The sequence below is a fragment of the Flagellimonas lutimaris genome, assembly GCF_003581615.1.
In the GTDB taxonomy this organism is placed as follows: Bacteria; Bacteroidota; Bacteroidia; order Flavobacteriales; family Flavobacteriaceae; genus Flagellimonas; species Flagellimonas lutimaris.
Genome location: NZ_QXFH01000077.1, coordinates 74138 through 86417 on the forward strand (window position 1 = coordinate 74138; position 12280 = coordinate 86417).

The 12280-nt window shown below is 39.6% G+C and carries 12 protein-coding genes; 5 read left to right on the forward strand and 7 right to left on the reverse strand.

All coding sequences use genetic code 11. The annotated features are described in order from the left end of the window. Position 1: 1 nt before the first annotated feature. Positions 2–559, reverse strand: coding sequence for an RNA polymerase sigma factor (locus tag D2V08_RS14515; protein WP_119608879.1), 558 nt, complete (start codon positions 557–559; stop codon positions 2–4). A gap of 217 nt (positions 560–776) precedes the next feature. On the opposite strand from D2V08_RS14515, the gene lon reads away from it, so the two are divergent. Both lon and cmk read left to right on the forward strand, forming a co-directional pair. Then, entirely contained in the window at positions 777–3227 is a 2451-nt protein-coding gene (gene lon / locus D2V08_RS14520) for an endopeptidase La (RefSeq protein WP_119608880.1), read from the forward strand. A 49-nt stretch (positions 3228–3276) separates the two neighbouring features. Further along, positions 3277–3975, forward strand: a complete 699-nt coding sequence (gene cmk / locus D2V08_RS14525; protein WP_119608881.1) for a (d)CMP kinase — start codon at positions 3277–3279, stop codon at positions 3973–3975. A 48-nt stretch (positions 3976–4023) separates the two neighbouring features. On the opposite strand, the gene D2V08_RS14530 is transcribed toward cmk, so the two are convergent. The 6 genes from D2V08_RS14530 to D2V08_RS14560 all read right to left on the reverse strand — a co-directional run bounded on the left by D2V08_RS14530 (position 4024) and on the right by D2V08_RS14560 (position 8605). Continuing rightward, positions 4024–4620: a hypothetical protein gene (locus D2V08_RS14530; protein WP_119608882.1), complete on the reverse strand. Its 597-nt coding sequence runs from the start codon at positions 4618–4620 to the stop codon at positions 4024–4026. A gap of 60 nt (positions 4621–4680) precedes the next feature. Beyond that, positions 4681–4980: a hypothetical protein gene (locus D2V08_RS14535; protein WP_119608883.1), complete on the reverse strand. Its 300-nt coding sequence runs from the start codon at positions 4978–4980 to the stop codon at positions 4681–4683. A gap of 234 nt (positions 4981–5214) precedes the next feature. Continuing rightward, on the reverse strand, positions 5215–5610 hold the full coding sequence (locus D2V08_RS14545) for a hypothetical protein (protein WP_119608885.1): 396 nt from the start codon (positions 5608–5610) through the stop codon (positions 5215–5217). A gap of 7 nt (positions 5611–5617) precedes the next feature. Further along, positions 5618–6358, reverse strand: coding sequence for a hypothetical protein (locus D2V08_RS14550; protein WP_147374156.1), 741 nt, complete (start codon positions 6356–6358; stop codon positions 5618–5620). A 595-nt stretch (positions 6359–6953) separates the two neighbouring features. Then, positions 6954–8057: a serine hydrolase domain-containing protein gene (locus tag D2V08_RS14555; RefSeq protein WP_119608887.1), complete on the reverse strand. Its 1104-nt coding sequence runs from the start codon at positions 8055–8057 to the stop codon at positions 6954–6956. Positions 8058–8224: 167 nt separating this feature from the next. Further along, the gene (locus D2V08_RS14560) at positions 8225–8605 is read right to left on the reverse strand and encodes a LysM peptidoglycan-binding domain-containing protein (protein WP_119608888.1); all 381 of its coding nucleotides are present in this window, start codon (positions 8603–8605) and stop codon (positions 8225–8227) included. 256 nt (positions 8606–8861) lie between these two features. Between D2V08_RS14560 and rpsA the strand changes: the two genes are divergently transcribed. The 3 genes from rpsA (at position 8862) to D2V08_RS14575 (ending at position 12278) form a co-directional block, all read left to right on the forward strand. Further along, positions 8862–10694: a 30S ribosomal protein S1 gene (gene rpsA, locus D2V08_RS14565; protein WP_119608889.1), complete on the forward strand. Its 1833-nt coding sequence runs from the start codon at positions 8862–8864 to the stop codon at positions 10692–10694. Between the two features lie 114 nt (positions 10695–10808). Continuing rightward, positions 10809–11345, forward strand: coding sequence for a bifunctional pyr operon transcriptional regulator/uracil phosphoribosyltransferase PyrR (gene pyrR / locus D2V08_RS14570; RefSeq protein ID WP_119608890.1), 537 nt, complete (start codon positions 10809–10811; stop codon positions 11343–11345). A 6-nt stretch (positions 11346–11351) separates the two neighbouring features. Next, positions 11352–12278: an aspartate carbamoyltransferase catalytic subunit gene (locus tag D2V08_RS14575; RefSeq protein WP_119608891.1), complete on the forward strand. Its 927-nt coding sequence runs from the start codon at positions 11352–11354 to the stop codon at positions 12276–12278. Positions 12279–12280: the final 2 nt, after the last annotated feature.

A 12280-nucleotide genomic window follows, 5' to 3' on the forward strand; every position in this document is an offset into this window, starting at 1 on the left:
ACTAAACATTTACGGTCAACTTTTTTCTCAGGCTTTGTTTGGCCCTCGAAATCGTGGTTCTACAATTAGCATAGCTAATGTTCATTATTTCACTGATCTCTTCGTAATCGTACCCTTCAATTAAATGTAAGGTCAAAGAAACTCTGTAATTGTCTTTCAAACTTTTCATGGTTTCCATCACTTTTTGAGCCTTCAGTTCTGTGTAACCATTCTGATCCGAAGCAACTCCATCATTATCTTCGACCTTGTACATTACGTCATCCAAATCCACAGCACGTTTTTTTTGCTGTTTATTGTAATGATAGATGCTGTTATTGATCACAATCCGCTTTAACCATGCCCCGAAGGTGACGTCTCCCTTAAAGGTGTGCAGTTTGGTAAATGCGCTCAGGAACGATTCCTGCATCACATCTTCGGCTTCAGCAGTATGTTTTACAATCCTAAAAGCGGTGTTGTACATCGCTTTGTAATAGCGGTTATAAATCTCTAGCTGTGCACTTTGCTTACCCTGCATGCACAATTTTAGCAGTGTGTCAATATGTTCATTTTGTTGGCTCAAAAAATGAATGGTTTGTCTTATAGATTAACCAATTTACCAATTGTTACACTTTTTTCTTAAAATTTGAATTTTAATGGCACAAGAATTGCCTTTTAATGGGTGATAATAAGCTTGTGAGTCGCCATAAACATTGATTTTGAGGGATTTGTGCAGGCTTTAATGTTGAATAAAAATATTGGTTGTTTGTTTATTATGACAAAATGACCGAAAAGATGATATGGGAGAGATGAAAATTACCAAATTTGACAATATAGATCTACAAGGGTTGGATGAAGACGCGGAATTAATACCGTTGTTGACCCCTGAAGATGAAGAACAGATGAACAAAGAGAGCCTGCCGGAAACTTTACCGGTATTGCCTCTTAGAAATACCGTTTTGTTTCCTGGTGTGGTAATTCCAATTACCGCGGGTAGGGACAAATCCATCAATTTGATCAAGGATGCCAACAATGGCACCAAAACCATTGGTGTCGTTTCCCAAAAAGATGAAAGCGTAGAAAATCCTGGTCCAGAGGACATCAACATGGTTGGGACGGTCGCACGTATCTTGAGGGTGCTTCAAATGCCCGATGGAAACACTACGGTGATTATTCAAGGGAAAAAAAGGTTCAAGATTGATGCTGTACTTACCGAAAAACCCTATTTGACTGCCAAGGTTAGCGAGGCTGCGGAGGAACGTCCTGATGAAAAAGGCAGTGAATTTGAGGCTATTATCGACTCTATCAAAGAATTGGCATTCAAAATCATCAAGGATAACCCAAATATTCCTAGTGAAGCTACTTTTGCCATTAAGAATATCCAGAGCAATTCGTTCTTGATCAATTTTGTGTCCTCCAACTTAAATTTGGCCGTTAAAGAGAAGCAACAACTTTTGGAGATTGCCAATCTTCAGGAAAGAGCTTTGGCCACGTTGAAGTACATGAATATGGAACTTCAAAAGCTGGAATTGCGCAACGATATCCAGAGCAAGGTGCGTAGTGATATGGACCAACAGCAACGCGAATATTTCCTTCACCAACAAATGAAGACCATCCAAGAAGAGCTTGGTGGACTATCCTATGAGGAAGAGGTGGATGAAATGAGCGAAAAGGCCAAAAAGAAAAAGTGGGGCAAAAAAGTAAAGGAACATTTTGAAAAGGAATTGGGCAAAATGCAGCGCATGAACCCCCAAGTTGCCGAATACTCCATCCAACGTAATTACTTGGATTTGTTGTTGGATTTGCCATGGAACGAATACTCCAAGGACAAGTTTGACCTGAAACGCGCTCAAAAGATTTTGGACAGGGATCATTACGGTTTGGAAGATGTAAAACGCCGAATTATTGAATATTTGGCAGTGTTGAAGCTGAGGAATGATATGAAATCTCCCATCCTTTGTTTGTACGGACCTCCCGGTGTGGGTAAAACTTCATTGGGTAAATCCGTGGCAGAGGCTCTTGGAAGAGAATATGTGCGTATGTCTTTGGGTGGACTGCGTGATGAAGCAGAAATCCGTGGGCACAGAAAAACGTATATCGGTGCCATGCCCGGTAGGATTATCCAAAGCCTAAAGAAGGCGGGAACATCCAACCCTGTGTTTATTTTGGATGAAATCGATAAACTGGCGAGCAGTCATCAAGGAGATCCTTCTTCTGCGATGTTGGAAGTGCTGGACCCTGAACAGAACAGTGATTTCCATGATAATTTCTTGGAAATGGGATACGATTTGTCCAAGGTAATGTTCATTGCTACGGCCAATAATTTATCCACCATTCAGCCTGCATTACGCGACCGAATGGAAATTATCCATGTAACGGGCTATACCATCGAAGAAAAGGTTGAGATTGCCAAGCGTCATTTGTTACCAAAGCAATTGGAGGAACACGGACTCACCAAAAAGGATTTGAAAATTGGTAAACGCCAATTGGAAAAAATCGTAGAGGGCTACACCCGAGAATCTGGGGTACGTAGCTTGGAGAAGCAGATAGCCAAGGTGGTGCGGTATGCGGCAAAATCCATTGCCATGGAAGAAGAGTACAATGTTACCGTGAACAACGAGGATATTGAGAAAATTCTTGGCCCGGCCCGATTGGAACGCGACAAGTACGAAAGTAATGATGTGGCCGGTGTGGTTACAGGCTTGGCATGGACCAGCGTAGGAGGGGATATTTTGTTTATCGAATCCATTCTTTCCAAAGGAAAAGGAACCATGAACATTACCGGTAACCTTGGTAAAGTAATGAAGGAATCTGCCACTATTGCTATGGAATACATCAAATCCAATGCCGATGAATATGGAATTGATTCCGATGTGTTCGACAAATACAATGTGCATATTCACGTTCCTGAAGGTGCTACACCAAAAGACGGTCCAAGTGCAGGTATCACCATGTTGACCTCCTTAGTGTCCTTGTTCACACAGCGAAAAGTAAAAAAGAGCTTGGCCATGACGGGTGAGATTACGCTTCGAGGCAAGGTGTTGCCCGTAGGTGGAATCAAAGAAAAGATCTTGGCAGCCAAAAGAGCGCGTATCAAGGAAATTATTCTTTGTGCAGATAACAGAAAAGATATTGAAGAAATCAAAGCCGAATACCTCAAAGGGCTCACGTTCCATTATGTGACCGATATGAGCGAGGTAATCGACATTGCCATTACCAAGCAAAAGGTGAAGAATGCGAAAACACTTTAACTGATACTTGTCATAACACAATAACACCTTTTCTGATTATTTTTGGTGTATGGGAAAAATTACAATTGCAATTGACGGATATTCCTCCACTGGAAAAAGTACCATTGCCAAAAGGTTGGCTTCCACCTTGGATTATATTTATGTGGATACCGGTGCCATGTACCGTGCAGTAACGCTTTTTGCGTTGGAAGAAGGTATCATCAATGATAAGGGTAAGGTTGATGAAGCTACTTTGATCGATAAATTATCCGACATACACCTCAAATTTGTGCCCAATACAGAAACAGGCCGTTCCGAAATGTTTTTGAATGATAAAAACGTGGAACGTGAGATCAGGGCGATGCGGGTTTCTGGTTTTGTAAGTAAGGTAGCTGCCATTAAGGAAGTGCGTGAAAAATTGGTGAAGATCCAGCAGGAAATGGGTAAAAACAAAGGCATTGTGATGGATGGACGTGATATTGGCACCGTGGTTTTCCCTGATGCGGAGCTTAAACTTTTTATGACCGCTTCACCCGAAAAGCGAGCGGCAAGGCGCTACAAAGAATTGCTGGAAAAAGGGGAGGAGGTCACTTATGCCGAAGTCCTCAAAAATGTAGAAGAGCGTGACCGTATCGACTCCACCCGAAGCATTTCCCCTTTAACCAGGGCCAAGGATGCCATTGAGTTTGATAACAGCGATATGGGCTTGGAAGAACAGTTTGAACGTGTTCATGATTATTCCCAACGGGTGATTGCAAAGGAGGGGTGATAATCAGAAAGTTTATTGGGTTGCACTTATAGGTTGTGTTGGCAGTAGTTATTTCTTTTTAAATCTCTGTTCAACATCATAAAAATAGCCTATTTCTTTGCCAGGAGCATTTGATTCTATTGAAGTTAGTCTCGATTTTTTTTCAAATAATTCAAATCCAGTCTTTATTGCTTTACTCCGTTTTATTCTGACTAAATCTTCTAGTTTTTCAGATGATGTAATGGCAAAAGTTTTTATTACTCCAAAATTAGTCTTAAGGTTATGTCTTTTTAAATGAGACTCATATTCGGCATACAAGTAGTCTAATTTTTCTCCGATTTCCATCGAAGTATAATTTCCTTTTGAAATTTCAATCATCCAATTTCTAAGAGCAAGGAAATTTCGTTTAGAGTCCGAATCACTTTTAAAATCGATTAATTGTTCCCAACTAACAGAATCGTTGATAGCTGGAAATTTTTTTAGAACTACTTCTAAAACTTCATATTCTTTTCCTATTTCAGTTCTTTTTTCAGGAATGAAAGAATCCAAAATGGGCGTTGAATCTTGATTAGAAATTGTGTTTAGCAATTCGGAAAAAAAATAACTTCGGAAAATTGTGTTTGAATTACCTTCTTCCCAATTAAATAGTCTGGCGGTTTCTTCCATGACACTAGCTAAATTTAAAACACCATTAGGTCCCAATAGTGATTTTGTAGCACTATCATATTAATCTGTAAATGGTTTTAATTTTCTCTCATATGCTGCTTTTTTAAGGTCATCACTATTGAAGCCTTCGACTAACCCCTTTTCCTGTAAATAATCTAATTCTGCTCTTTGGAAGTTAAGCGTTTCTTTAAATTTTTCTTCTCCCAACAGGGTATTACCTACTGTACTAGAAAGAGAAATGCTTAAATCCAATTCGTTTTCATCGAACGCAAGCTTATCAAAATATAACAAATCCTTTTTAAGATTAGTTTCCCCAATTAAATAACCTAAATTAATTGATTTTAATCCTATTTTTTGCATTCGGTTTTAATTACTGCAACGTTTAAAGATATAATTCGTTTTAATACTTCGGCTACGCTCAGTACCCAGTGAAAAATATCGACCGATACCGAAACCAGTTCGACACAGGTAAGTGAAGTTAGTATTTTTCTGGTTAAAATCCCCGAAAGCAAAAAAACGCCAAAGGGCGCCTTTAATGATTGCAGCAAGTACCTTATCCAAGTTTTATAAAATGGGGGATACAATAATATTTACTTATAACCGTAAGTTGAAAGAAACGGAAATTCCTTGTCCAAGACCGCTTTCTGGTTTTAAGGTTCCATTGCCAGAGATATCATTTGCTGTTTTACTCCAATCCGTGATTCGTCCGCCTAGGCGCTCTCCATTCTTAACAAAATCGAACTGCAACTTGCCGTTATATTCGAAAATGGCAAAGATTAATCCATCGTTGTTACTATCGGTAACATCAGTTTTGTCCGAGTAAACGGTTAACCCGGTATTTTCGTCCAGTTGGTAGCGTACATCCACTTCGTAATTCTCGCTACCGATCTTGGCAGTCATTTTTGTGTCCTTCATACCTTCTTTAGAAGAATTGCCTCCTCCACAGGCATAAACAATAATTACTATGATTGTCAATAAAATTTTTTTCATGATTGGTTTAATTACAGTTGTCAATGATTTGTTGTGCAATTTCTTTGGCAATGCGAATGTCTTCTTCTGAGTCATCGGAAACATCCGTAGTTATTTCAAACATAGTATCTCCATGCAATACTTTTAAATTATAATAAGTCATTCCATTGGTGTTCTGAACCGACCCAAAAGCACTGCTGCCTATACCACTAACCTTGCTTGAAGTCTGTTTGTCTACCATGGATTTAATTGTCTCTGCAGATTTTTTATCCACTTTATCTGAAGTTTCTTGCGCGCGGTCTACCCTTGCTTTGGCCTCTTCTTTTTCCTCTTTTGTTTTAGGACCATAGACGTAGTTGAAATACTCAAGTGCAGACTGATCTTTTTTATCACCGATCAAATCTATTTTACCAACATTTATACTATTCTTTAATGGCACGGTCTGGGAAATGGTACGGTCACCAACCTTAACTTCCATTGTCATTGTGCGCTCTTGTACTGGTTCCCACTTAAATATCACAGTGGAATATTTTGCTCTGCTCGATTTGTTTTCTTCAAATACGACATTGTCGACATTTATACCAACAATACTGGCCACCTGCTCCTTGTTGATCATCTTTTCTATCTCATTTTTTTCAACTAGGTCGGATAGGCACGAGTTGCCAATTGTCTTTTGATTCGAAGATGTGTCATCTGCTTCATCCTTAGATGCTTTACCACCACAACCCAATAGGATTACGGTAATTAAAACGAAGAGTATTTGTTTCATAGTTTAAGGGTTATTTATATATGTTTATTTTTCTATCAGTTTGTTTTTTATCATGTTAGTAGAGAACGATTTAATTCTCGACAAAGATGCAATTACAAAATAATGGAATTACAGACATCTGTGGAAATAGCCTTTTGATGCCTATTTAAACTCCCAACTTGGTCATCACGAACATCTATATCTTTTATTACCAAGACTAATTGAGTTTTGTTCCCGTTTGATGGACTTTACCAATTTTACCTTGCGCTATGTTTAATCTTTTAATGTGCAAAGTCTTTTTGCGTCTTCTTTTTCATGCTTATAGTAAATTAAGAGCAGTGGAACTGCGTGTCTACATTTACTTGTTCTTATAAATAGGGGGGAGCTTTACAATCAAACTAGGGGGAATCTCAGCGTCCATCGCTATGACATGTTTTGGACAGCTGAAAATATTTTACTTATGATTGCCTTATATTGATTTCGTTTAGTGCAAAAGTTACAAAAAATAAAAAAGACGCCCAAAAGGGCGCCTTTTCAAAGTTAACGACTATCCGCGATTATTCTAAACGTGTGATTGCGAAGGAAAAAGTTTAAGAGTTATGTTGTTTTACTTCTCTTAAAGTGAATCCATAAGTTCAAAACAGAGTTGGTCAATGTGTATCATGGGGTCGCCAAGTGCGGATACATTGGATAGTACAATTACCCCATTTTTCTTATCCTTGTTCATAACCATGCAGGAAGTATAACCGCCTGTTCCACCATTGTGCCAAATCCAATTTTCGCCTGATGGTCCTTTGCGTATGTGCCATCCCAATCCTATACCGGATGTATCGTTCATTGTATGGGTCTTGGCTCTTGTCAATGCTAAAGTTTTATTTTCATCCTTAAATTGTGCCATAACAAATTCGGAGAGATCTTCCGCTGTGGATATCATGTCACCGGCACCGGATAACGATGCCAAATTCCAATTTTGCACGGGTTGTCCTTCAGGACTTTGGCCTTGGACTAAAAACACAGATACATTTTCGCTTCCTATGGTACTGTTAGGCATATTATATTTTGAAAATATTCTTTCCTGGAACAATTGGTTTAAGGGTTTTTCTCCAATCTTTGATAAGGTATAGCCCAATAGTCCAGCCCCTAGATTTGAATACTCGTATTCACCATGCTCATCAAAAGATAAATCCATTTCATTGGCCAAATAGTATTTTAACTTTTCTGCATCGTAAGCGGAAAATGGGTCTTGGTTACCGATATCAAAGTCAAGGTTGGAGGGCATACGTGGGAGGCCAGAAGTGTGGTTCGCCAAGGTTTTAAAAGTAATCACTTGGCCATTGTTGAACTCAAAATCGTAGTAGGGGTTGATGGGATTGTCCAGTTGTACTTTGTTTTCCAAAACAAAATCGGCAAGCAGGGTCGCGTTAAAAACTTTCGTGATAGATCCGATTTCAAATGCATTTTGTCGATTTTTAATCGTAAAAATAGTGTCGTTCCTTTTTTCTACACCGTAGAATTTAACCCTGCCATTTTCTATAAAGGCGAAGGCGAGTTGGGTGTTGTTCGGAAATACCTTGGTATGGTCAAAAATCAGTTCCGATTGGGCTTGTGTGATACTTCCTTTACTAACGGTCTGATTATTTACCGTTTTGCTTGTTTGCGAATTCCCGCAACTTAAAAACAGAAAAAGGATTGGGGTAAGAAATAAGAATGAATTTTTCATAGTTGATTTTGATGTGTGCCTGTACTTTTGGTTTATTCCACGGGTGATGTACCTAACTACGAAGTCGTTTACAATGGCTACTCCTTACCTTCTTGAAGGGTAGATAGTCCTACAAAACTAAAAAGACGCCACTCGGCGTCTTTTCAAAAATTAAACAGTCTTAGATGTTACAAATTCGGAATCACCAACACCTGATCGGGATGGATCACGTTCGGGTCCTTTAAAATATTGGTGTTCGCATCAAAAATTTTGGTGTACTTCATCGGGTCGCCGTAGTAATGCTTGGCAATCTTGCTCAACGATTCACCACTTTTTACGGTATGCCTGTGGTAAACCGAATCATCTTCCACGGTAATATTCGCTTTGATGTCAGATGGCTTTTCCCCGCCGATCTCCTTGATCTTGTCCCACAATAGGTTTTTCTCATATTGGGTTTTGGTCATCCCTTTTATCTTTAAAATGTCACCTTCAACAGTTACATCGCCATTTTTCACTTCCAATTCCTCACCCAGATCGAGTACAGGTTGATACTTTGCTTTAACGCTCATAATAATATTTTTACAGTTAACAATTAGAAGTTTCAAGATACTTAATATGCCACTATTTTGCTATTAAATAATTGTAATACTTTTTTTGCTGAAACCTTAGGTGTACACTTTGTATATCAATAATTTAATTGTATTTTTGCACCCCTTTTAGCAAGGAGGCAAGAGAAAAAGGGAATTTAAAAAATCAATTTAAAACCACTTCTACGGTAATTGTTTAACTCTTGTAAAACGTGGAATACAAATTTTAATCAGCAAAATGGCTGAAGAAAAACAAAACGTTGAGGTAGAAGAAACTGCCGCAGCACCAGAAGTAAAAGAAGCAGAACCCAAACAAAATCCACAGGAATTTCTTGAGAATTTTGATTGGGACAAGTACGAAGAAGGAATTGAGCGTGTAGATGATACGAAGCTTAAGGAATTCGAAACACTTGTAGAGGAAAACTTTGTGGACACTGCCGATGAGGAAGTAGTGGAAGGAAAAGTAGTTCACATGACAGACCGTGAGGCAATCATTGACATCAATGCTAAGTCCGAAGGTGTGATTTCCTTGAATGAGTTCCGCTACAATCCTGACCTAAAAGTTGGTGATAAAGTTGAGGTACTTATAGATATCCGTGAAGACAAAACCGGTCAGTTGGTATTGTCTCACCGTAAAGCAAGAACAATCAAGGCGTGGGAGCGTGTTAACAACGCACACGACAAAGAAGAGATTGTTACTGGATTCGTTAAATGTCGTACCAAAGGTGGTATGATCGTTGACGTTTTCGGAATCGAGGCGTTCTTGCCAGGTTCTCAGATCGATGTGAAACCTATCCGCGATTACGATCAGTATGTAGGTAAGACCATGGAGTTCAAAGTAGTGAAAATCAACCACGAGTTCAAAAACGTGGTAGTATCTCACAAAGCTTTGATCGAAGCGGACATCGAAGAGCAGAAAAAAGAGATCATCGGCCAGTTGGAAAAAGGTCAAGTATTGGAAGGTGTGGTCAAAAACATTACATCATACGGGGTATTTATCGACCTTGGAGGTGTGGATGGATTGGTTCACATTACCGACCTTTCTTGGAGCCGAATCAACCACCCGAACGAAGTTGTAGATCTAGATCAGAAATTGAACGTTGTTATCCTTGATTTCGATGATAACAAGTCAAGAATCCAGTTAGGTCTTAAACAATTGGAGAAACACCCATGGGATGCCCTAGGTGATGAGATCAAAGTTGGTGACAAAGTAAAAGGTAAAGTTGTTGTGATCGCAGATTACGGTGCATTTATCGAAGTTGCCGAAGGTGTAGAAGGTTTGATCCACGTTTCAGAAATGTCGTGGAGCACACACCTAAGATCAGCACAAGACTTTGTAAATGTTGGTGACGAGGTTGAAGCTGTTGTATTGACCTTGGATAGAGAAGATCGTAAAATGTCATTGGGTATTAAGCAATTGACGCCAGACCCATGGACCGATATTACGACTAAATATCCTGTTGGATCAAGACACAAAGGAATCGTTAGAAACTTTACCAACTTTGGTGTATTCGTAGAGTTGGAAGAAGGTATCGACGGTTTGATCTATATTTCTGACCTTTCTTGGACCAAGAAAATCAAGCACCCATCCGAGTTTGTTGCCGTAGGTGACACTTTGGAGGTGGAAGTATTGGAATTGGACGTAGAAGGACGCAAATTGAGCCTTGGACACAAACAAACCACAGAGAACCCTTGGGATAAGTATTCCGAAGAGTTTGCTGAAGGTACAGTACACAAAGCTGCAATTGCAGATGTCGTTGACAAAGGAGCTACAATCAACTTCAACGAGGATATCGTTGGATTTGTTCCACAACGTCACATGGAAAAAGAAGACGGCAAAAAACTTGTAAAAGGTGAAGAAGCTGAATTCAAGATCATCGAGTTCAACAAAGATTTCAAAAGAGTTGTGGCTAGCCACACGGCAATCTTTAGAGAGCAAGAAGACAGAAATGTGAAAGCTGCTGCCAAGAAAAGAGCCGCATCTAAAGATGAAGCTGCTCCAACCCTTGGTGATGCCAACTCCGCATTGCAAGCATTGAAAGACAAAATGGAAGCCGACAAGAAAAAGTAATCGGACTTTTCAATGATACGAAGCCCCGCTGGAAACAGTCGGGGCTTTTTTTATGTCCCGAACATTTTAAAGAATTGCTTACTTTTGTATTCAACCGAGTTGGTCACACAGCATATGAGTCAAAAAGTACTGCTTACTTCAAAAGAAATCAACATCATACTGCACCGGTTGGCCTGTCAGCTAATGGAAAACCATTTGGATTTCAAGGATACCGCACTAATCGGTATTCAACCACGAGGTGGTTTTTTGGCGGAGAGGTTGGTAAAGATTCTCAAGAAGGAATACAAGATCAAACATATTGACCTGGGATTCTTGGATATCACATTTTTTAGGGACGACTTTGGACGAGGAGAAATTCTGAAAGCCAATTCCACACAAATGAATTTTTTGGTGGAGGATAAAAAAGTGGTGTTTATAGATGATGTGCTCTATACCGGAAGAAGTATCAGGGCGGCACTAACGGCAATCCAATCCTTTGGAAGACCAAGTAGTATTGAACTTTTAACACTGATCGACCGACGTTTTAGCAGACACTTGCCCATACAGCCAACGTATAGAGGTAGACAGGTTGATGCCATCAATGATGAAAAAGTTAAGGTGATGTGGGAAGAAAATGATGGTGAGGATAAAGTATATTTAATAAGCAAATAAAAAAGAATGAGCGAATTAAGTGTAAATCACTTGTTAGGAATTAAGTATCTGAACAAAAAGGATATATCGCTCATTTTTGAAACCGCCGATCATTTTAAGGAAGTAATCAATCGTTCCATTAAAAAGGTGCCCACACTCAGGGATATCACCATAGCCAATATCTTTTTTGAGAACAGTACCCGAACAAAATTGTCTTTTGAACTGGCCGAAAAACGACTTTCAGCCGATGTAGTCAATTTTTCCGCAGGGCAATCCTCTGTTAAAAAAGGGGAGACCCTCATCGATACCGTAAATAATATACTTTCTATGAAAGTGGATATGGTTGTGATGCGTCACCCGAATCCGGGAGCAGGCATCTTTTTATCAAAACACGTAAAAGCGGCAATAGTCAATGCAGGCGATGGAGCCCATGAACACCCGACACAAGCGTTATTGGATTCTTATTCCATACGAGAGAAGTTGGGTGATGTAGGAGATAAAAATGTGGTGATTGTTGGTGATATCCTTCACTCACGGGTAGCGTTGTCCAACATATTTGCCTTAAAATTGCAGGGAGCTAACGTAAAAGTTTGTGGGCCACGGACATTGATTCCCAAACATATTGAATCGTTAGGGGTAGAAGTGGAGACCAATTTGAAAAAAGCACTGGAGTGGTGCGATGTGGCCAATATGCTTCGGGTTCAGAACGAACGTATGGATATCAGCTATTTCCCATCCACGCGGGAGTACACACAACAGTTCGGGGTGAACAAACAACTCTTGAACAGTTTGGACAAACAAATTGTGATCATGCACCCTGGGCCGATAAACCGAGGTGTGGAAATTACAAGCGATGTGGCCGATTCCGACCAATCCATTATTTTGCACCAAGTAGAGAATGGAGTGGCAGTCCGAATGGCCGTACTTTATCTATTGGCATCAAAAATTAAGTAAGA